Below are 19,300 nucleotides of genomic sequence, written 5' to 3' on the forward strand. Positions count from 1 at the left end.
ATAGGGTGTCCGTGAGGACGCCCGTCTTTCGACGGGCTTTGGCGGGAGAGGGGACGCTCGCGATCTGCGTTCTGGATGAAGGCCCGTTTCCCGCGAAGCGGGAGAGGGTTGGGGTGCGGGGCCTACTCCCTCACATAAATCTCCGCGCCCTTCTCCAGGAACTCTTCCGCTTTCTCCGCCATGCCGCGCTCGGCGATGGCCGCGGCCTCCTTCCGCAGGTCCTGCGTGATCTGCATGGAGCAGAATTTCGGGCCGCACATGGAGCAGAAATGCGCGACCTTGTGCGCTTCCTTCGGCATGGTCTCGTCGTGATACTCGCGCGCCGTATCCGGATCGAGGCCGATCTCGAACTGGTCCGTCCATCGGAAATCGAAACGCGCGCGGCTCATGGCGTCGTCGCGCTCGCGCGCCGCCGGATGGCCTTTGGCGAGGTCGACCGCATGGGCCGCGATACGATAGGTGATGACGCCTGTCTTCACGTCGTCGCGGTCGGGCAGTCCGAGATGCTCCTTCGGGGTGACGTAGCAGAGCATGGCCGTGCCGAACCAGCCGATCATCGCCGCGCCAATGCCCGAGGTGATGTGGTCGTAGCCCGGCGCAATGTCGGTGACGAGCGGGCCGAGCGTGTAGAACGGCGCCTCGCCGCAGGCCTTGAGCTGCTTGTCCATATTGGCCTTGATCTTGTGCATCGGCACATGGCCGGGGCCCTCGATCATGACCTGACAGCCCTTCTCCCAGGCGATCTTCGTCAGTTCGCCGAGAGTCTCCAGCTCGGCGAATTGCGCGGCGTCATTGGCGTCGGCGTTGCAGCCCGGACGCAGGCCGTCGCCGAGCGAGAAGGAGACGTCATATTTGCGCATGATGTCGCAAATCTCGTCGAAGCGCTCGTAGAGGAAGCTTTCCTTGTGCTTGGAGAGGCACCAGCGCGCCATGATCGAGCCGCCGCGCGAGACGATGCCCGTCACCCGGCTCGCCGTCAGCGGCACATAGGCGAGGCGCACGCCGGCGTGGATGGTGAAGTAATCGACGCCCTGCTCCGCCTGCTCGATCAGCGTGTCCTTGAAGACCTCCCAATCGAGCTTCAGCGCGTCGCCGCTGACTTTCTCCAGCGCCTGATAGATCGGCACGGTGCCGATGGGCACGGAGGAATTGCGGATGATCCAGTCGCGGATGTTGTGAATGTTGCGGCCGGTGGAGAGGTCCATCACCGTATCCGCGCCCCAGCGCGAGGCCCAGACCATCTTCTCGACCTCCTCCGCCACGGAGGAGGTCACGGCCGAATTGCCGATGTTGGCGTTCACTTTCACGAGGAAGTTGCGGCCGATGACGACCGGCTCCAGCTCGGGGTGGTTCACATTGGCGGGAATGATCGCCCGGCCGCGCGCGATCTCCTCGCGCACGAATTCCGGGGTGATGAACTCCTGAATGTCGGCGCCGAAACTCTCGCCGTCGGCGATGCGCTCCCTGGCCACGTCGAGCGCGCGCTCGCGGCACAGGTTCTCGCGATGCGCGACATAGATCATCTCTTCGGTGACGATCCCGGCGCGGGCGAATTCAAGCTGGGTGACCGGGGCGGCGCCGGCGGCGCGATAAAGCTTGCGCTCGGCCGGGCATGGCGGCACGAGCCTGTCGCCTTCGGCGAAGCCATTGTCCTCGGGCTTCACGTCGCGGCCCTGATAGGTCTCCAGCCCCGCGCGCGTCGCCAGCCACGGCCGCGCCGCCGGCAGTCCCGCCGACAGGTCGGGCGTGAAATTCTCGCAGCTATAGGGGCCCGAGGGGTCGTAAACGCGCAGCGGCTCCTCGCCGGATGAGGGGTCGAGCGGGATCTCGCGATAGGGCACCCGGATGTCGGGGCGCCCGGCCGGCGACGAATAGACCTTGCGCGACCTGCCGATGGGGCCGGTGGTGACGCTCAGAGGGGTGCGTTTGTCGTGCAGGTTCATGGTCGCGCTTCCTTCGCCTCCGAGCGGCCCCCACCCCGACCTCCCCCTTGCAGGGGGAGGGAGAGGCGGCGGCGCCGGTCATTCCCACCCCTGAAAGGGGGGAGGGTTTCGCCAACCCCGTTCCCTCCCCCTGCAAGGGGGAGGGTCAGGGAGGGGGTCAAGCCAAAGCGGGGAATCGACATCAAGACCGCGGATGGTCTCAAGCTGGCATTCCCTCCGCCGGCATGACCCGGATCAGGTTCGACGGGTGCTTCTCAGCCGCGCAGGCGGCGCCCCTCGCCATTGGATGAAAGCTAGCGCGTTCGCCGTGGCGTCGCAAGGCGGCGGCGCACCGCCCCCGCTTCATGCGACTGGGTCTCTGCAGCCCGGGTTTCAACTTTGCCGCGCGGTGAACTACATTCCGACTTACCTCTCCAAGCCGGATTCTCCATGACGCAGCCGAGCCTTTCGGGCCTGACTTCCGAAGACGCCGCAAGGCTGCTTGCGCAATTCGGTCCAAACGCTCCACCCGAATCGCCGCCCCCCGGCGTCCTGAAGATCGCCCTGCGCACGCTGAAGGAGCCGATGTTCTTTCTGCTGGCGGCGGCGGCGACGCTCTATCTGTTCGTCGGCGATCTGGGCGAGGGCCTGTTCATGGTGGCGGGCGCGAGCGCCTCGATCTCCCTCGTCGTGTTTCAGGAGTTGCGCAGCGAGCGCGCCCTGCAGGCGTTGCAGCGGCTTGCCGAGCCCATGGCGCAGGTGCGTCGCGACGGCGCGGAGCGGCGCATCCCGGCCCGCGACCTCGTGCCGGGCGACATCGTTCTCGTGGGCGAGGGCCAGCGCGTTCCCGCCGACGCCTTGCTGATCGCGGGCGACGCTCTGGTCGTCGACGAGTCGATCCTGACCGGCGAGTCGGCGCCCGTGACCAAGACCTTCGCCGACGAGGCCGCGCAATCCGATTTTCCCGATCCCGGCGGCGATCATACGCCGTTCCTCTACGCCGGCTCGTTGATCGTGCGCGGCTCGGGCGTGGCCCGGGTGGCGCGCACCGGCCCGCGCACGGCGGTCGGCGGCCTCGGCGCCTCGCTCGCCGCCATTCAGGGGGAGCCGAGCCCGCTGCAAAAGCGCACCGGCGCGCTTGTCGCGAAACTCGGCGCCTTCGCGCTGTCGTTCTGCGCGCTGGTGATCGTGACCTATGGTCTCGTCCACGGCGACTGGTTCGAGGGCGCGATTGCCGGCATCACGCTCGCGATTGGCCTGCTGCCGGAAGAATTCCCCATGGTGCTGGCGATCTTTCTCGCCCTCGGGGCCTTTCGGCTGGCGCGCCGCAACGTGCTCGTGCGCCGGTCCTCCGTGACGGAGACGCTCGGCTCCGCCTCGCTGCTCTGCGTCGACAAGACCGGCACGCTCACCGAAAACCGCATGGCGGTCTCGGCGCTCTACACGGGCGGGGCCATCGAGCCCGTTCCCGACGCGCCGGACGCCGAAGAGCACCGGCTGATCCTCGCGGCCTTGCGCGCCTCCTCCCAAAATCCCGTGGACCCCATGGACCGGGCGGTTCATGCGCTTGCCGAGCGCCTGGAGATTCCGGCGGCGGGGACGGCGACGGAAAGTTTTCCGATCAAGCCCGAGCTGCTCGCCTTCATCCAGAGCTGGCGGGTCGAAGGCGGCGCGCTGAAGGCCGCGAAAGGCGCGCCGGAGGCGATCCTGCGTCTCGCCGGCGCCGATCCCGGGACGCGCGCCCGCTACCACGCCGTCATCGACGAGATGGCGCGCGACGGAATGCGCGTTCTGGCGGTCGCAGAGACAGAGCCGGACGCCGGGGAGCCGGACGGCGCGCCTTACGTCCTGCGCGGACTCGTGGCGTTCGAGGACCCGATTCGCGCCGACGCGCCCGAGGCGGTCGCCGCCGCCCGGCGCGCGGGCGTTTCGGTCGCCATGATCACCGGCGACTACCCCGCGACTGCCTTCGCCATCGCCCGCGCCGCCGGCATCGACACGTCCGGCGGCGTATTGACCGGCGCCGAAATCGCCGGGACGACGGCGGAGGGGCTCGCGGACAAGATCCGGGACATCCGCGTCTTCGCGCGGGTCATGCCGACAAGCAAACTCGCGCTGGTCGAGGCGTTCAAGGCGGACGGCCATATCGTCGCCATGACGGGCGACGGCGTGAACGACGCTCCCGCCCTCGCGGCGGCGCATATCGGCGTCGCCATGGGGCAGCGGGGATCCGACGTGGCCCGCGAGGCCGCGCATATCGTGCTGCTCGACGACAATTTCGCCTCGATCGTCGCGGGCATCGCGCTGGGGCGACGCATTTCGACCAATCTGCGCAAGGCGCTGACCTATATCACGGCGATTCATGTGCCCATTGCCGGGCTGGCGCTGGCGCCCATCCTGATGGGATTGCCGCCCATGCTGCTGCCCGCGCATGTGGTGCTCATGGAGCTGATCATCGACCCGACCTGCTCGCTCGCCTTCGAGGCCGAGCCAGGCGAGCGGGACGCGATGCTGAACCCCCCGCGCCCGCAGAACGAGCCGCTGTTCGGGACGCGCGACCTGGTGCTCGGGACGATTCAGGGCCTCGTTGTCTTTCTGGCGGTGCTCAGCGTTTACGTCCTCGCGGCGAGCGTCGGCGTCCCCGAAGCGAGAGGGCGCGGGCTGGCCTTCGCCACGCTGATCGTCGCCAATCTGACGCTCGCCCTCTCGGACGCGCTCCCCAGGGGCGTCTCGCCCTTCGCGCGGGAGAATCTGTTTTTCTGGGCGATCGCGGCGGCGGCGCTTTCGGTCGTGGCGGCCGGGCTCTATTTTCCGCCGCTGGCCGGACTTCTGCGCTTCGAGGCGCCGGAGACCGCCGATCTCGCGGTCGCCGCGCTGCTCGCAATGAGCGCGGGCGGCTGGTATGGGATGTGGCGCCGGCTCATCGACATGTGACGCCGGCAAGGAGGCCCCATGTCCGATCGCAAGTCTTTGTCCATCATCGTTTCAAAAGGCACGCTCGACTGGGCCTACCCGCCCTTCATCCTCGCGACGACGGCGGCGGCGATGGATATGGACGCGACGCTGTTCTTCACCTTCTACGGCCTCGGCCTGCTGAAGAAGACGCTCGATCTGGAGGTTTCGCCGCTCGGCAACCCCGCGATGAAAATGCCCATGGGCGGCATGCATATGGGTATGCCCAACCTCGTCGCCGCGCTGCCGGGCGTCACCATGGGCGCCACCGCGATGATGAAGAACATGATCGCCAAGAAGGGCGTCGCCAGCATCGAGGAGCTGCGCGACATCGCGCTCGAAAGCGGCGTGAAGCTCGTCGCCTGCCAGATGACCATGGACCTCTTCGAGTTCAAGAATGAGGACATGATCGAAGGCGTCTGCTTCGGCGGCGCGGCGACCTATCTTGAGGAAGCGGCGAAAGCGCACATAAATCTTTTTGTCTGATTGTCGGGCCGGGCTCGGCCAATTTGAGCGCCCACCCTCTTTTCAGGGGGGATGAAGTGGTGTTCTGCCGAGCCGCGAAGCGCCGTTCAAGCGCTTCGTCAGCCCTGATCGGGAGGAAAAGATGAAGAAACTCATTCTCGCTGTCTTCGCCGCCGCCGTCGCCATCGCGCCCGTCGCGGCTTCGGCCCATGTCACCGGCTACAGCCACAAGCACAAGGTCCGCATCCATCGCGGGACCAAGGCCTCGCATGACTACAAGCGGCAACAGCAGGAGCAGAAGCAGGAGCAGCAGGCTCCCGCCGCCGCCGAGCCGGAAAAGAAGTAACGCGCCCGCGCGACGTCTCCCCCTCTCCGTATGCGGGAGGGGGAGAGGCCGCCGGGACGAGGCTTTCGGCGCGCTTTCGCCGGAGCCCTGGTCTCATCCCGGCTGTGCTCGCGGGCTCTATCTAAACCGCAAGATTTTGGGCATTCTTCACCGGATGCGGCGCCTGAAGACGATTCTCTCAAACATCGCGCAAGACCCGGTGGTTTTAGCGCTCCAGTTTTCGCTCGTCGTCTTTCTGATTTCGCTGGTTTTCGCGGTCGGCCCCTGAGCGCCGGCTCCGTGCGCGCCGCGACGCCGGCTGGCGCGGGAAGCTCGCCAGCATTTCGCGCGCCAACGCCTGTGGCCGGCGCCTGCGGCATTTGAACGCTCGGCTTTTGCTTATTGAAGCGCCCGCCCCCTGCCCCATCTTCCCGGCATGTTCATCCGCGCGCCCATTGCCAACGCCGTCCTGTTCTCGATGCTGGTCACCGAGATCGTCACCGCCGTCGTGAAATTCGCGGGCGGCTGACGCGTTGCGTCAGCGGCCTGCGACCCTCGCGGGAAGAACCACGACCCGCGCGCCGGCGGGCGTCTTCTCATAGAGGTCCATGACGTCCTGATTGATCATGCGGATGCAGCCCGAGGACTGGCTCTGCCCGATCGTCCAGGGCTCATTGGTCCCGTGGATGCGAAACAGCGTGTCCTTGTCGCCCTGCCAGAGATACATGGCGCGGGCGCCCAGCGGATTTCCGGGGCCGCCGTGCATGCCGAGGCCGCTTTGCAGTTCGACGAGCTGCTTTTTCAGATCGGGCCGGCGCTCGACCATTTCCTTGGGCGGATACCAGTCGGGCCATTCCTGCTTGCTCTTGATGGTCGCCTCGCCCGCCCAGGCGAAGCCCTCGCGCCCCACGCCTACGCCGTAGCGGGTGGCGCGGCCGCCCTCCTCGACATGGTAGAGATAGTGGTTGACCGGATCGATCACGATCGTCCCCGGCGGCTCCTTGGTCGAATAGGCGACATTCTTGCGCAGGAAGGCCTGATCCACCTGCCCCGGCTTCACGCCGGGCACGGTGAAGGCGCCGTCTTTTGTCTCGGCGTAGACGGCTCCGGCCGGCGCGGCGGCAGGCTCCGCGACGCGGGGGTCCGGCGCGGGCCGGAGGACCGGCGGGGGCGCCGCGGCGACGACAGTCTGGCTGCTTTGCGTGCTCGCGCATCCGGCGAGTCCGGCGCTCGCGGCAAGCGCAGCCCATGCGGCCGCTTTGCAATAGGTCCGTAGCGACATCGGCTCCACCTGCCCTGTGTGGATGGATGACTATGTGAGGCCGCGCCATGCGTGCGCGTCCGCCGAAAGCTTACGCTGTTTCGCGGCCGGGGCGCAAATATGGCCGGTCACGTGACGCTTGCGATCGAAACCGCCGGCGCATTATGCAGGGGTTCACCGAATGGCGACGCGCCTGTCGCCCAGATCAGCAATGGACGAATCATGACTGAACGGACCGTCGACGCGCGCGGCCTCAATTGCCCCCTGCCGATTCTGCGCACCAAAAAGGCGCTCAAGGAAATCGGAATCGGCGAGACGCTCGAAGTGCTGGCCACCGACCCCGGCTCCATGGCCGATTTCAGCGCCTTCGCGCGGCAGACCGGCGACGAGCTGGTCAGCGCCGAGGAGGCGGACGGCCATTTCCGCTACGTGCTGCGCCGCAAGGCCTGACTCCCGTCTTGCGCCTCTGCGCCCTGTTGCGCGGAGGGCACAGCGGCCCGGTTTTCGGCGATCCGTTGTTAACCATAATGCCGACACAAGGCGGCGGTGCTAACGTAGGCGTGACTTTTGATTTGGGTCACGCCGATGCAGCACAGATTTTCCCAACGCCGTCTTTCGCTCGCCCTCATGGCGCTTTTTCTGGCCGGTGCCCCCGGCGCGCAAGCCGCCGATGGTTATTTCCTGATCGGCTACGGCCCGCGCCAGAAGGCGCTCGGGGGCGCCGGCACGGCCGATCAGCGCGACGCCATGGCCCTCTCCGTGAACCCGGCCGGCATCGTCGGTCTGGATCGGCAGTTCGGCGTCGGCATGACGGTCGTCAATGTCGAGCGCGGCTATGACACGAACGGCCCGGTGCGCGTCATCTCGCCCGGGCGCGTCGAAAGCGGCCGCCCCTGGTTTCCCGTGCCCAACGGCGGCTACATCCAGCCCATCGACGATGCGTCCGCATGGAGCGTCGCCAGCTATTCCAATGGCGGCGTGAACACGTCCTACGGCTGGGGATACTGGCATCCGCCCAGAGGCGGCCTGTTCGGCGGCGGCTTCACGGGGGTCGATCTGCAACAGGGATTCACGAGCTTCGGTTACGCGCGCCGATTCAATACGCCGCTGGGCCCCCTCACCTTCGGTTTCGCGCCGACGCTTGCGGTCCAGATGTTCAATCTTTTCTAGTCGCTGCTTAACTCATTGTTTTGTAAGATATTGGTTCTCTTGAAAGCTCATCATGTCGCGGCGTTGTCGCATGAAAATCGGCCGCTCAGCCGCCTGAGAGAAGTAGCGTCTCGGCCGCCGCAAGCTCTGCGCCATCGTCGCCAGACGGGAACAAGTGGCCGTAAACGTCGAGCGTCATCGCGATCGTGGAATGGCCTAGCCGCGTCTGCACAACCTTTGGCGGCAATTCGAGCCCACCATCGGTTTTGCGGTTGATGCACCACGACGCATAAAAGTGGCGCAGCGCGTGCAGCCCGCCATATTTCGCCCTGCCCTCGCGGTCGACAACGCCGGCCGCGACCAGCGTCGGCAACAGCCCTCGATCAACTACGTCGCCATGACCAAGTGGCCGGCCAGTGCTGGTCGGGAAAACAAGATCGAGTTCGCCCAGCGGACAGGCCAGCCGCCATTCCTTCAGCGCCGAGACGAGACTAGGGGGGACCGGTAGGGCCCGCTCTCCGGCTGCGCTCTTCGGCGCACCCATCTCGCCGAATCGATCGACGCGCTGACGAACGTGGACTTCGCTTTTCTTGAAATCTACATCGCCCCAACGAAGGCCCCGAAGCTCCGACGAGCGCAGCCCGGTAAAGATCGCCGTCAGCAGGATCGGCCGCCATCGCCCTCTCAAGTTGCCGATAAGCGACCGGATTTCCTCGGGCGAGGGAATGTCCACCCCAACCTTGAGTTTCCCCCGCTGGCGCTTCTCGGCACGCGTCTCAAGGCCGCGGACGCGCCGGGCCCGCATATCGCGCACGGCGTTGATCGCGACCAAGCCGCGCTCTTGGGCGTCGCTGATAAGTGAAGAGAGGGCGACCAGCACCTTCTTGACGGTGAAGGAGGAGCGCGGCCCCGACACGCGACCAACCGCTGGCCCGTCGCCGCGGCGCAACCGGTCCTCGAAGTCGCGGACGGCGGCGCGCGTTAGGCTGGATAGGCGAGTCTTCCCGAGGAATGGGACAATGTGACACCGGCAGTAGTCGGCGTATAGAGCAATCGTCGTGCGTTCGAGCCCTCGGTTCCGACACGCATCAAGCCATAGGTCCGCAGCTTCCGCGACCGTCACAGACGCCGAGTCCGCTACATGCACCCCGGCTCGAACATCGACTCGCACCTTGGCGTCGTAGGCGTCGGCCTCCTTCTTGCGTTTGAACGTCTTCCGCCGACGCTTGCCGATCGCGTCCGTATATTCAACGACCCAGGCTTCGCGGTTTTCGCCCTGCCCTGTTATCCATTGGCGTTTGCGGACTGACATGCTCAATCCTCTCTATTTTTAGGCTTGAAAAACCTCTCACCCGGCAGGAGCCGAGCAAATACGTCGCGCATCGCGTTTTCGAGATTGTCGAGCCGCTTACCGTGGTAATCCGCGAGCCTGACCACATCTTCAAGCTCACGGTTATCTCTTAAAGACGCCACGAGTCGCGCGACCACTTCGGCGTTGAGCGAGCGTCCGTTTTGTTCGGCCAGCGCGATAAGCTGTTGCCGCAGCGCGCCCGGCACGCGGATGCGCATGTGCGTCTCGTCTTTGTCGTCCGATTCCGGTCCCGTCTTCTCCCACGGCCGCCCTGGCCTTTCGCCCGATTCTTTCGGTGTTGCCCTATCCCAAGGCCGCCGTCTCTTTTCGCCCTCATCCGTCATGGCACACTCCGGCACATAGTGTTCTTGACATAGGCCGAACCCTGTCATATGTCTAGGCACATACAGGCACCCAGTGTGCCATTTTGGTGTGAGGGCATATGTCACGGGAGCCGACTATCCACATTCGACTGCGCGTGCCGGCTACGCTGCTGGCTGCTCTAAAGGAGCGCGCGGAGGACAATGTGCGCAGCCTCAATCAGGAGGCCGTGCACATCTTCAGGAACTTCGTCGCCAACGAGGCCAAGGCGAAAGCCTCGCGCCGAGGGGCCGCCCGCTCGGCTGAATAAGGCCAGCTACCAGATGTTCGAGGACTTAGACGCCGACATTCGCGGCGATCGGGAGAGGTTTGCCATGGCTCAGGAAAACAACATCGCCGGCGACGTGCTCGATGGCGCGGACGAAATCGCCGTCTTCCTCTTCGGCGACCCAAAGAAACGCCGTCGCGTATATCACCTGATCGAACGTGGAGAGCTTCCTGTGTTCCGCCTCGGCGCTGGCATTCACGCCCGCAAGTCAGTCCTCCTGGCGTTCATCGCCGAGCGCGAAGTTCGGGCAGTTACGCCTTCCGTAAAAGATGAGGAGGCCGCGTAAGGCGGCTCACCAGACGCCCAAGGCCGAGGCGAGCCGAAGGAATCCCCAGCGCCGGGGTCTGCGGCGCACATCACGTAAATGGAGAAAGACAATGTCAAATAACGAAGAGCGCAACGAGTCCGAAGGCCACATCGTCACCGTCCGCGTGAGGATGACTGAAGTTGGCGACAAGATCGTTATCGAGCCGATCAACGCCGCGCTGGGCCAGTCGATGGCTGTCGATCATGAAGATGTTGTTGATTGGGGAAAATGGAATATCGCCAATAAAGCCGCCTGAGAAAGCGGGCGTCCGGTGCGGTCTCAAGCGCGTCGGACGCCCTAGCCACAATCAAGGAAGAGGCTTGGTTATGACTTACGACACGCATACATCGTCCGCCCCCACTATCAAAAGTCTGGTCGACGGCTACGCCGCCCTTTCGAGGGAGGTTTGGAGCCTGCCGCGCACCGCCGCCGGCAAATCTCAGGCCCGCCAGCTTGAGATGCGACGCTCCGTGCTGCTTCTCAGGATCGCGATTTCAGAACCGACTGCGGAGCCCGAGATCGTGCTCCGGCGGCGCTTGCTCGTTATGACGGGCGTTCTCGAAAGGGAGGCGGCGTGATGCAGACCGCTGCCGTCAAAGACGCATTCGAGTCATTCATCGCACAGGAGCGAGAGCGCATTGCGCGCTTCACATCAGAGCCGCCGCGCCCGGCCTTTTGCGATTACCACGCCGGCATGTTTGCCGATGAGAAGCAGGCCCCCCACGCTGTTATGTGGGCGAACGAAGTCACTTGCATCCACGAGGCCGGCCATACGGTCGCCTTCTACGTGCTCGGTCTCGGCATCGGCCGAGGCGGCATTCAAATCTGCGCGGAATACAACCCCGGCGAGGCCACCATTGCGTCGTTCGGGCACACCTCCAGGACCACGAGCCAGGTCAGAAAGGTCGCCAGCCTCACCAGGCGCCGCGCTTATGCGCCAGTCCTTGCCGCGACCGCCATAGCCATCGCCGCCGGCCCCGCCGCCGAGCGGATGTATTGCCTGGAGAGAAAGCTCCCGATCAGGACGCTCTTCTCGTCGGAAAGCGACCACGATGGCATCTCTAAAATCGGAAAGAGCGTTTTGGACCGCTCGCCATACTTCCGTTACGCGCTCGAAACCTATGCGTGGCGCTACGCGCAACTGCTGATGGCAGACTCCCGTATCTGGCCCGCCGTCACCGATCTGGCTGCGTGGATGAGCGAATACGAGCCCTATCAGGAAGAAGATACCGAGCACGAGCACACGTCTTTCGAGAACTTCTCAGGAGCGTCTATCCGGGCGTTCCTGAAAAGGAACCATCCGGCTGTGCGGCCGGGAATTTTTGCCGCCTAAGCCGCCGCCACCAAGGGCTCGCCAGCAACGGCTGGCCTTACTTTTTTCGATTTACTGATACCGTAAATTCGGAGCTGGTTTTCTCCACACACTGTCTGCCTGTTAATATTCGACACAATATCTTGCCTCCGACTCAGCAAGGCGTATTCTCACAGCCAATCAGCAACAATCGATCGCAATACAGGAGATGATCGCATGAGCGCCGTATCAACAGTCCGCAAGGCATGGCGCGTTCCGGAGGCCGCGAAGGCTTGGGGCGTTAGCGTCCCGAGTGTTTACAGGTGGATCGCACAGCGGCGCGTGAGGACCATCAAAATGGGTGGATGCACAGCGATCCCCGACGAGGAGGTTGCGCGCATCGCGTCCGAAGGACTTCCGGCTGCCGCCTAACCCGTAAAACGCGAAACCCCCGGACGGCAATCCGGGGGAGTATTTCGCAGCAACAAGAAAGAACGAAAAATGTTTAGCACAAACGCGCCCCCGCGCAAATCCGAGGGTGTCGATTCCGTCGAAATAGCCAAAGCAAAATACTGGCGCGCCTATTTCAGCGAGCTTCACAAAATCTACTCCGCCAAGGCCGTCGAGGCCGACGCCGCCATCAAGGCTCAGATCGAGTCCGGCATCGAGCAATGCCGAGATGAAATCCGGCGCCATAATGTCGTGATCGCGCAGCACCACGCAGCGATCGCGCTGCGCCGGAAAATTGCCGCCCGTCGCGTCGCGGCCGCCAAGCGCGCCTTCGCCCCTCGCCATTTGGCGCGCGCGCGTAGGCCCGTCCGCAGGCCCGCCCGCAGGCCCGCCAAGGCCGCATTGGCGAGCACGTCGTCCAGCGATGGCCCGGCCGCCCCGCGCGTAATCGCCTCTCCCGAAGGGGGCGCGCTGTGACCAATTTCAACAACGACGACTGGTTCGACCCTTACGACATTGAGATCGAAGACGACCACTACCGCGCCGTCCCGTGTGCTGATCCTGAAGGGGCGTTCAAAGAGAGATAGAGAGGCGTCTCGGCTGCGCGCCGAGCATGATCATCGCCGACGGCAAGAAGCACCGCTTCTCAGTTGATCCGAAGAACAAGCGCAACGACGCCGGCGAATATAGGTTCTACGACGGCGAGTTTCCGGGCGGTTGGGCCAAGAGCCACCGCGATCCCAACTCTTACTTCACGTGGAACGCGCGTGGCGTTCGCACGCTGTCGGACGCCGACCGCGCCCGCTACGCGGCAGAGAAAGCCGAGCGTGAGCGCATCGAGGAGGCGGAGCGCGCCACCGCCATAGCCCGCGTAGGCAGGCGCTGGAGCGCCGCCGGACCCGCCAAGAACGATCACCCCTACCTGACGCGCAAGGGCGTCCTGGCGCATGGCTTACGCCAGTCTGGCAACACCCTGCTCGTCCCGGTCTATCGCGACGGCGCGCCCGTAAACATCCAGCGTATCTTTCCGGGCGGCAAAAAGCTGTTTGAGAAAGACGCCCCCATGAGCGGCTCCTATTTCACCATCGGCGAGATTGGCGAGCGGCTCATCATCTGTGAAGGCTACGCCACGGGCGCGACGTTGTTCGAGACGACCGGGATTCCGGTGGTCGTCGCTTTCGACGCCGGAAATCTCATGCCGGTTGCCGAGAAGCTGCTGGAACTGCATCCGGGTGCAGAGATCGTCGTCGCGGCCGACGACGACTTTGGGACCGAGATAAGGCGCGGATTCAATCCCGGCATTGAGGCTGCGGAGAAGGTCGCCGAGTTTGTTGGCACCAAGGAGATGATCCCGCCCTTCGATCGCCAGCAATACCAGGCGCGCATCGTCGAGGATGAGGACTACAAAGCGCCGAGCGATTGGAACGACTACGCTGCCATATACGGCCCCCTCGCGGTTATGGACTGCTTCTTCCCGCCAGTCCCCGACGGAAACGACCCGCAGGGCGGCGGAATAAACGCTGAGGAGAGCAATCAGAGGGAACAGACCGGCGTCGTCAGATTCGAGACCGCGGACGAAGCCCGCAGGATCACAACATCCGTCATCTGCGAGATGTTCGCCGACGCCAAACGCTGGAACAAATTTGAGATTGTCGGACAAATTCCCTTCTACCTGTTTTCTCCCGATGTCGGCGTCGGCAAATCGAAGACGGCAATACGGTTTCTCGTTGATTTGACATTGGAGCTTCGCCGCGACGGAAACAAAGGCGTCGTGCAATATCTCGTGCCGAACCACATGCTGTCCCATGAGATCGTAGACGACATAAGGGAAGAATTTGCGCGGAGAGGATATAAGGATCAGTTCGTTGTCAAAGTCATAAAGGGGCGTCAGGTAAAGATAGACCCGTTCGACGACGACCAAAAAAGCCCCAAAATGTGCGCGATCGCGAAAGAGCACGAGGAAGCGACCGAGCTTTTAAGCGAAGATGATGTCTGCAACAAGGATTGTCCGCATCGCGACGGATGTCCGTATATCGACCAATTCAGAGTTATCAATATCGACGTTGTTGTTAGTTCGCACCATCTGCTTTTTCGGCCTATCCTAAAGCAAATCTCCGAGAAGTATGTCCCTATAGACAGGGGGGATGTCACGAATGGCGTCGCCGCCGTCGTCATTGACGAGGATTTCATTCCCGCTATCGCAAGCGATAGCAACACAAGAAAGATCGCCATAGACGAGATCGACGGCGAGATGGCCCAAAAGAAGAGAGGGTCCAAGAAGGCAAAAGCGCCGGGCAATGTAGTAGACGAGCTATCGGCAATCGCGCACCACCTTCATCTGGCGCGGCGCGCCGTATTCGAGGCGTTGAAGGACGAACCGCTTGGATATGTCAGGCGCGAGTCGTTCTCAAAGCTCGGCGTCACGAGCGAGATGATGGTGGCCGCAGCCGTCGACGAATGGAAGTTCGTGATCAGGAAGAACGAACAGAAGGACTGGCGTCTGCGCACGATTAATAGGTTCGTTCGCGCTAGGGTGAATATGTTCACCGCCATCGCGAAATTGCTAGGTGAGGATGGTCCCGAGCGTTCCGGGCTCTTGAAGATCGCGAAGAACCGTAAGACCGGCCATCGCGAGCTTGTGATCCATAAGCGCAACGAAATCCATATGGACTATCTGATCACGCCAAAGCTCTTCATTGACGCCGACCTTAAGCCGGAATTGCTTCACCAATATCTTGGCGGCCTCGCGCAGAATTTCGGCGTCGTCAGGGTTGATGCTCCATATCAGACCGTTCATCAGTCCGAAGGCCGGTCCTACGCGATGAACCAGCTATGCCCAAGCGACAAGCCGACGGAAAAACAGCAGGAAGAGCGCAAGAAGAACCGGATCGAGGCTCGCGACCGGATCATCCGCCTTGCCAAAAAGTTCGGCGGCAAGACTCTTGTCGTCACCTACAAGGCAGTCGAGGAATCCGAGGAATTTCAGTTTGACCCTGAACTGAACATCGGCGTCGAGCATTTCGGGAACATCCGCGGCAGCAACAAATATGGAGACGCTCGCCTTGTCGTCATCCTGGGCAGGCAACTTGGATCACCGGCAAGTTACGAGGAACAGCTTGGCATCCTGACGGGCGCCGCCCCCGACCTTACCGTCCGCGACGGCGAGTTTTTCAGGAAGGGACGCCGCAAGCGCCTGCGCAGGCTCAGGGACGGCCGCGTGGTCGAGGAATGGGTCACGACATGGGTTCACCCAAGCCCGCTTGTCGACGCCCTCGTGCGGGCCTCCTGCGTCGACGAGATTACTCAGGCCATCGGCCGGGGGCGCGGTGTCAATCGGAAGGCCCACGAGCCCCTCGACATCGTGGTGTTCAACGATGTGCCGCTGGACATTCCGGTAGACAACTTCTTCCCGGCCGCCCCGCTGCAGACGCCGGAAGAGAAGATGGCGGCCGCAGGCGGGTTTACCTTCGAGCGGCCAGCGACCATGGCGCTAGCTTATCCTTCGCTGTGGCGCAACGAGGCAGCAGCCAAGAAGGCGTTGCAGCGCGACAGCGACCGCAAGCCGGCGTCCGGCTCCGTCGCCGAGATCATCCAGCCGCCGGCCATCGAGCTTGCCCGCGTCCGCTTCCAGCGCGCCGTCGAGGGCGCTGCGATCGAGGACGGCGCATTCGACCCGGCGCGCGTCGGCGGCGACCCCGAGGCCGCCCTGGCGGCGCTAGCCGGGCCGGTCGCCCTGTGCGAGTTCGAGGGTCAGGAGGCGGTGGCCGCGCATAAAACGAGCGCGCTTGCCGATCGGATTCTCGCCATTTTGTCCGAGGCCAAAACCGGGACGCGCAGGGACACTTCCTTAAAGAATATTATTATTAAGGAAGTGTCCCCGGACTGTCCCGGTTTTGAGCAGGGATTGATCACTCACGACTATTTGCGCGATAGGCTCAAGCGTCACGCTAGCGCGGCGGAGATCAAGGCCGCGCTCGACGAACTTGAGGCCGCCGGCCTGATCGAGGGCAAGAAGGTCGCGACCGGGAAGCGCCAAGCCACCTTCTACCGCCTCACCGCTCCGAACACGCAGGAAGCGCCCGCTACGGCCCTCGCCGCCGAGGACTTGCCTTTCGTGACCGTGGAGGATGCCGTGATCGTGGACGATCCAGAACCGCCGGACAGGCTTGCCGCCTAACCCTTGGTTGTAGGAACCAAGCCCCGCAACCACACCGCAACGCGCGCGCGCGCGAAACACCAGGAATAATCATATCTTGATCGTAGCAATTAACCGAAAGGGAATGCCCCTCATGAGCACCGCCCCCGCCCACCGGAAAACTCGCGCCTCCCCACTCCGCCGCCTGCCGGTTCGGATTACCAGGCCATCGACGCCATGGGTGCCCGACTGGAGCGCGATCGAAGCCGGGGCCGGCATGCCCCTCGACTCCGATCGGCGCGCCCGCTTCACCAACATCGTGGCCAGATACCGTGCCGCCGCTCCGGCAGCCCGTGACGCGCCTCTCGTCAAGGAAGCCGTCCGACGCCTTGCCGATATCGAAGAGGCGTTCCTCGCCCTCCGCAACGCGATCCTGAAGGCCGCGCCAGGCGGCATGGCGGAGACTTACGCCCGCAGCGTGCTCGCGGAGTTTGTGCGCTCGACCGGAAGCCGCGACATCGGCCTCGACAACATGTGGCGCGCGGCCGGCGACATGGCGTGGGCGGCACGCGCGGCTGCCGACGCTATCGGCGATAAGGATCAGCCGAGCACGGGCGAGCGCACACCCTGGGAGACCATGGTGCGGGAATTGTCGGCGCTCGCCGGCGACATCGGTATCTCGACTACCATGGACTCGAAGCATCCATCCCGCCATCCCTTCCCGCGCTTCGTCCTCGCCGTGCATGATTCTCTTGGCGATGTGGATGGATGGTGGCCGTCTGAAGACTCACTGATCGCCGAGATCAGGAAGGCATTGCGAAAAAAATAAGCCGCTCAATTTTGCGCCGCCAATTTCCTCTCCCCAGAAAAGCGGAATAATTTACTGGATCGATTTTAGTCGAATTAGTTTGTTCTGTTCCGACGATTGTATTTAAGGCTAATCGTGATGAGATGCGCTCAAGCGAAACGAACGCGGAGCGCAATATGCGGCAGTCTCCCTCCCCCAATCCCGATCGGTTGCTGAACACGGTCGAGGCGAGCCGCTATCTGCTCGCCCTGCATGGCATCTCTTACACGCCGGGCACATTGACGCAGTTCCGCTACCGCGAGTGCGAAGGCCCTGAATGGGTCAGGATCGGCAAGCGCGGCGTCGGCTACTACCCATTCAGTCTCGACCGTTGGGCGCGCACGATCATCTCCAAGCCGCAGGCCCACAGAGCCGCATAAAGCGCGAGGAAACCCCGGCAGCGATGGCTGTCGCCGCCGGGGTCGCGATGATGCAAAGTTGTCAAGGATTGCAGTCATGTTGGATACGCCTTCCCTCGCCGCCGCGCAAGCCGCACTGAAAAGCTTCTGCGCCGGCACGCCGCAAACGCCAGCCTCGAACGTCGTATCCTTCGCCGCGGCGAAGGCCGCCAGAGTCCCGCAGGGCGAGCGCGCCCGCGCCTACAGGGTCCGGCCCGCGATCGGCAACGACAAAGGCGTCATCGGCCAATGCGGATGGTATTCCATCGGCATGGAAGAGCTATTCCTCGAAATCACGCGCCTTGACGATGGCAAGCGCGCCTACTGCTGCAAGGTCGATGGCTGGAGCAACACCGACGCCTTTGCGCACGCCGCCTTCATGCGCTGGACGAATGACTGCAACTTCTGGCGCCGCCTGCGCACAACCCGTGGCGAGCTTTCCTATGACGAGATCAGGGAGGCTTGGGACATTATCGTCTCCCCGGACTGCCGCGAAGTGCTCGGGCTTGGGATTCGCGAGATTATCGAGAAAGCGCCTCAAGTGTGTGCGGACGGCGAAGACTTCAACGCCGTTTCAGCGAACCCGCGCTGAAAGGAAATCGAAAATGAGCAAGAAAGGTTCGAGCGCCGCGTCCGATCCGATGGCGGGCTATGCCGCGATGATGCAGGCCCAGGCCGGCCAGCAGCAGGCGCAGCTAGGTCAGGACTGGCTTTCCTTCGCCAAGGATCAGTTCGCCATCCAGAACGAGCGACAGAAGCCGATTGACGAGCTCACCGCCAAGGTGGGTGCGGCTCAACTGGAAGGCATGACCAACGCCAACCAGTGGGCGTCAGAGGATCGCGCGCGCTACAAGTCGATCTTCCTGCCCTTGCAGGACAAGTTCATCGATAAGGCGAACAATTGGGACAGCGCCGGCAATCAGGCCAAGGCCGCCGCCGAAGCCAAGGCCGATGTTGCGAACAGCGTCGCGGCGGCGGACCAGCAGCGCCAGCGCCAGATGGCGGCCATGGGCATCAACCCGGCCAGCGGACGCTTCGCTGGCATCGAGCGCGCGGCGGACATCGAGGGAGCCGTGGCGCAGGCTGGCGCGCAGAATGTCGCCCGCAATAATCTCCGCAAGGAGGCCACGGCACTCCAGGGAGACGCCATCAACATGGGCAACGGCCTGCCGTCGCAGGCTGCCTCGTCCCTGCAACTTGGATCGGGCCTCGGCTCCAGCGCCGAGGCTGGCCTGATTGGCGCGAACACCGCGCGGCTCCAAGGGGTGGGCATCATGAACGCCGGCTACGGCGGCGCTATGGGCGGATATAAAGACGCTGGCCAGACGTGGAACAGCATCTACGGAAACCGCGTCGATCTTTTGAACCAGCAAGACCAATTGAACGCGACGACAACTAGCGGGCTCGCGGGAGGGCTCGGCTCGCTCGCCGGCTTCGGCCTCTCGCGCATGTCGTTCATGTCCGACGAGAACGCCAAGGAGGACAAGCGCGAGGTCAAGGGAATCCTCGACGCGCTCAAGAAAATGCCGGTCGAGGCGTGGCGCTACAAGGAAGGCGAAGGCGACGGCGGCGAGCACGTCGGCACCTACGCGCAGGACTTCCAGAAGGCGACCGGGCTCGGCGACGGCAAGTCGATCAATGTCGTCGACGCGCTTGGCGTCACCATGGGCGCGGTCAAGGAGCTCGCGGAGAAGGTCGAGACAATCAAAGGCGGCAAGGACGGCGACGAGAAGAAGCCCGCGCGCACCGCCGCGCGCCGCCCGCAGCCGAAGAGCATCATGATGAAGGCCGCCTGACC

Annotated in this window: 21 protein-coding genes, 1 pseudogene and 1 riboswitch; of the genes and pseudogenes, 17 read left to right on the forward strand and 5 right to left on the reverse strand. The window is 63.8% G+C overall.

Annotated elements, in window-relative coordinates; all coding sequences use genetic code 11:
- Window positions 1-122 precede the first annotated feature (122 nt).
- The gene (thiC, locus tag ACR652_RS01180) at window positions 123-1,943 is read right to left on the reverse strand and encodes a phosphomethylpyrimidine synthase ThiC (RefSeq protein ID WP_434504687.1); all 1,821 of its coding nucleotides are present in this window, start codon (window positions 1,941-1,943) and stop codon (window positions 123-125) included.
- Window positions 1,944-2,136: 193 nt separating this feature from the next.
- Window positions 2,137-2,230, reverse strand: a riboswitch (TPP riboswitch).
- A 142-nt stretch (window positions 2,231-2,372) separates the two neighbouring features.
- Between thiC and ACR652_RS01185 the strand changes: the two genes are divergently transcribed.
- From ACR652_RS01185 to ACR652_RS01195, 3 genes are all read left to right on the forward strand, one after another.
- Complete coding sequence (locus tag ACR652_RS01185; RefSeq protein WP_434504688.1) at window positions 2,373-4,856, forward strand: cation-translocating P-type ATPase; 2,484 nt, start codon at window positions 2,373-2,375, stop codon at window positions 4,854-4,856.
- Between the two features lie 18 nt (window positions 4,857-4,874).
- Window positions 4,875-5,360, forward strand: a complete 486-nt coding sequence (dsrE2, locus tag ACR652_RS01190; RefSeq protein WP_434504689.1) for a sulfur carrier protein DsrE2 — start codon at window positions 4,875-4,877, stop codon at window positions 5,358-5,360.
- Between the two features lie 121 nt (window positions 5,361-5,481).
- On the forward strand, window positions 5,482-5,685 hold the full coding sequence (locus ACR652_RS01195) for a hypothetical protein (protein WP_434504690.1): 204 nt from the start codon (window positions 5,482-5,484) through the stop codon (window positions 5,683-5,685).
- Window positions 5,686-6,202: 517 nt separating this feature from the next.
- Here the strand turns inward: ACR652_RS01195 and ACR652_RS01200 are convergent.
- The gene (locus ACR652_RS01200; protein ID WP_434504691.1) at window positions 6,203-6,946 is read right to left on the reverse strand and encodes a L,D-transpeptidase; all 744 of its coding nucleotides are present in this window, start codon (window positions 6,944-6,946) and stop codon (window positions 6,203-6,205) included.
- Window positions 6,947-7,147: 201 nt separating this feature from the next.
- On the opposite strand from ACR652_RS01200, the gene ACR652_RS01205 reads away from it, so the two are divergent.
- Both ACR652_RS01205 and ACR652_RS01210 read left to right on the forward strand, forming a co-directional pair.
- Window positions 7,148-7,375 (forward strand): sulfurtransferase TusA family protein, encoded by a 228-nt coding sequence (locus tag ACR652_RS01205; protein WP_434504692.1) that lies wholly within the window; start codon window positions 7,148-7,150, stop codon window positions 7,373-7,375.
- Window positions 7,376-7,492: 117 nt separating this feature from the next.
- Window positions 7,493-8,095 (forward strand): OmpP1/FadL family transporter, encoded by a 603-nt coding sequence (locus ACR652_RS01210; protein ID WP_434504693.1) that lies wholly within the window; start codon window positions 7,493-7,495, stop codon window positions 8,093-8,095.
- Window positions 8,096-8,180: 85 nt separating this feature from the next.
- On the opposite strand, the gene ACR652_RS01215 is transcribed toward ACR652_RS01210, so the two are convergent.
- The 3 genes and pseudogenes from ACR652_RS01215 to ACR652_RS01225 form a co-directional block, all read right to left on the reverse strand.
- A complete protein-coding gene (locus ACR652_RS01215; protein ID WP_434504841.1) occupies window positions 8,181-9,023 on the reverse strand; it encodes a tyrosine-type recombinase/integrase in 843 nt (280 codons plus the stop codon).
- A gap of 9 nt (window positions 9,024-9,032) precedes the next feature.
- Window positions 9,033-9,386 (reverse strand): annotated as a pseudogene (locus ACR652_RS01220) (site-specific integrase); the annotation flags it as partial.
- 2 nt (window positions 9,387-9,388) lie between these two features.
- Complete coding sequence (locus tag ACR652_RS01225; protein ID WP_434504694.1) at window positions 9,389-9,769, reverse strand: Arc family DNA-binding protein; 381 nt, start codon at window positions 9,767-9,769, stop codon at window positions 9,389-9,391.
- A 98-nt stretch (window positions 9,770-9,867) separates the two neighbouring features.
- On the opposite strand from ACR652_RS01225, the gene ACR652_RS01230 reads away from it, so the two are divergent.
- From ACR652_RS01230 to ACR652_RS01285, 12 genes are all read left to right on the forward strand, one after another.
- On the forward strand, window positions 9,868-10,056 hold the full coding sequence (locus tag ACR652_RS01230; RefSeq protein WP_434504695.1) for an Arc family DNA-binding protein: 189 nt from the start codon (window positions 9,868-9,870) through the stop codon (window positions 10,054-10,056).
- A gap of 64 nt (window positions 10,057-10,120) precedes the next feature.
- The gene (locus ACR652_RS01235) at window positions 10,121-10,360 is read left to right on the forward strand and encodes a DNA-binding protein (RefSeq protein ID WP_434504696.1); all 240 of its coding nucleotides are present in this window, start codon (window positions 10,121-10,123) and stop codon (window positions 10,358-10,360) included.
- 91 nt (window positions 10,361-10,451) lie between these two features.
- Complete coding sequence (locus ACR652_RS01240; RefSeq protein WP_434504697.1) at window positions 10,452-10,637, forward strand: hypothetical protein; 186 nt, start codon at window positions 10,452-10,454, stop codon at window positions 10,635-10,637.
- 70 nt (window positions 10,638-10,707) lie between these two features.
- On the forward strand, window positions 10,708-10,959 hold the full coding sequence (locus tag ACR652_RS01245; protein WP_434504698.1) for a hypothetical protein: 252 nt from the start codon (window positions 10,708-10,710) through the stop codon (window positions 10,957-10,959).
- The gene (locus ACR652_RS01250; RefSeq protein WP_434504699.1) at window positions 10,959-11,714 is read left to right on the forward strand and encodes a hypothetical protein; all 756 of its coding nucleotides are present in this window, start codon (window positions 10,959-10,961) and stop codon (window positions 11,712-11,714) included. The genes ACR652_RS01245 and ACR652_RS01250 overlap by 1 nt, the downstream gene beginning before the upstream one ends.
- Before the next feature lie 195 nt (window positions 11,715-11,909).
- Window positions 11,910-12,104 (forward strand): helix-turn-helix domain-containing protein, encoded by a 195-nt coding sequence (locus ACR652_RS01255; protein WP_434504700.1) that lies wholly within the window; start codon window positions 11,910-11,912, stop codon window positions 12,102-12,104.
- A 69-nt stretch (window positions 12,105-12,173) separates the two neighbouring features.
- On the forward strand, window positions 12,174-12,599 hold the full coding sequence (locus tag ACR652_RS01260; RefSeq protein WP_434504701.1) for a hypothetical protein: 426 nt from the start codon (window positions 12,174-12,176) through the stop codon (window positions 12,597-12,599).
- 136 nt (window positions 12,600-12,735) lie between these two features.
- Complete coding sequence (locus ACR652_RS01265) at window positions 12,736-16,299, forward strand: toprim domain-containing protein (RefSeq protein ID WP_434504702.1); 3,564 nt, start codon at window positions 12,736-12,738, stop codon at window positions 16,297-16,299.
- 112 nt (window positions 16,300-16,411) lie between these two features.
- Complete coding sequence (locus ACR652_RS01270; RefSeq protein WP_434504703.1) at window positions 16,412-17,086, forward strand: hypothetical protein; 675 nt, start codon at window positions 16,412-16,414, stop codon at window positions 17,084-17,086.
- 155 nt (window positions 17,087-17,241) lie between these two features.
- Window positions 17,242-17,484: a hypothetical protein gene (locus ACR652_RS01275; RefSeq protein WP_434504704.1), complete on the forward strand. Its 243-nt coding sequence runs from the start codon at window positions 17,242-17,244 to the stop codon at window positions 17,482-17,484.
- A gap of 76 nt (window positions 17,485-17,560) precedes the next feature.
- Window positions 17,561-18,094, forward strand: a complete 534-nt coding sequence (locus ACR652_RS01280; protein ID WP_434504705.1) for a hypothetical protein — start codon at window positions 17,561-17,563, stop codon at window positions 18,092-18,094.
- A gap of 13 nt (window positions 18,095-18,107) precedes the next feature.
- Complete coding sequence (locus ACR652_RS01285; protein WP_434504706.1) at window positions 18,108-19,298, forward strand: tail fiber domain-containing protein; 1,191 nt, start codon at window positions 18,108-18,110, stop codon at window positions 19,296-19,298.
- The last annotated feature ends 2 nt before the right edge of the window (window positions 19,299-19,300 follow it).

It is taken from the genome of Methylocystis sp., from assembly GCF_051061225.1.
Classification (GTDB): Bacteria; Pseudomonadota; Alphaproteobacteria; order Rhizobiales; family Beijerinckiaceae; genus Methylocystis.

Coding starts and splice junctions, on each gene's coding strand:
- ACR652_RS01285 (WP_434504706.1), top strand. CDS start 18,108: ATGAGCAAGAAAGGTTCGAGCGCCGCGTCCGATCCGATGGCGGGCTAT.
- thiC (WP_434504687.1), bottom strand. CDS start 1,943: ATGAACCTGCACGACAAACGCACCCCTCTGAGCGTCACCACCGGCCCC.
- ACR652_RS01275 (WP_434504704.1), top strand. CDS start 17,242: ATGCGGCAGTCTCCCTCCCCCAATCCCGATCGGTTGCTGAACACGGTC.
- dsrE2 (WP_434504689.1), top strand. CDS start 4,875: ATGTCCGATCGCAAGTCTTTGTCCATCATCGTTTCAAAAGGCACGCTC.
- ACR652_RS01250 (WP_434504699.1), top strand. CDS start 10,959: ATGCAGACCGCTGCCGTCAAAGACGCATTCGAGTCATTCATCGCACAG.
- ACR652_RS01280 (WP_434504705.1), top strand. CDS start 17,561: ATGTTGGATACGCCTTCCCTCGCCGCCGCGCAAGCCGCACTGAAAAGC.
- ACR652_RS01270 (WP_434504703.1), top strand. CDS start 16,412: ATGAGCACCGCCCCCGCCCACCGGAAAACTCGCGCCTCCCCACTCCGC.
- ACR652_RS01230 (WP_434504695.1), top strand. CDS start 9,868: ATGTCACGGGAGCCGACTATCCACATTCGACTGCGCGTGCCGGCTACG.
- ACR652_RS01200 (WP_434504691.1), bottom strand. CDS start 6,946: ATGTCGCTACGGACCTATTGCAAAGCGGCCGCATGGGCTGCGCTTGCC.
- ACR652_RS01240 (WP_434504697.1), top strand. CDS start 10,452: ATGTCAAATAACGAAGAGCGCAACGAGTCCGAAGGCCACATCGTCACC.
- ACR652_RS01260 (WP_434504701.1), top strand. CDS start 12,174: ATGTTTAGCACAAACGCGCCCCCGCGCAAATCCGAGGGTGTCGATTCC.
- ACR652_RS01195 (WP_434504690.1), top strand. CDS start 5,482: ATGAAGAAACTCATTCTCGCTGTCTTCGCCGCCGCCGTCGCCATCGCG.
- ACR652_RS01225 (WP_434504694.1), bottom strand. CDS start 9,769: ATGACGGATGAGGGCGAAAAGAGACGGCGGCCTTGGGATAGGGCAACA.
- ACR652_RS01205 (WP_434504692.1), top strand. CDS start 7,148: ATGACTGAACGGACCGTCGACGCGCGCGGCCTCAATTGCCCCCTGCCG.
- ACR652_RS01255 (WP_434504700.1), top strand. CDS start 11,910: ATGAGCGCCGTATCAACAGTCCGCAAGGCATGGCGCGTTCCGGAGGCC.
- ACR652_RS01185 (WP_434504688.1), top strand. CDS start 2,373: ATGACGCAGCCGAGCCTTTCGGGCCTGACTTCCGAAGACGCCGCAAGG.
- ACR652_RS01235 (WP_434504696.1), top strand. CDS start 10,121: ATGGCTCAGGAAAACAACATCGCCGGCGACGTGCTCGATGGCGCGGAC.
- ACR652_RS01245 (WP_434504698.1), top strand. CDS start 10,708: ATGACTTACGACACGCATACATCGTCCGCCCCCACTATCAAAAGTCTG.
- ACR652_RS01265 (WP_434504702.1), top strand. CDS start 12,736: ATGATCATCGCCGACGGCAAGAAGCACCGCTTCTCAGTTGATCCGAAG.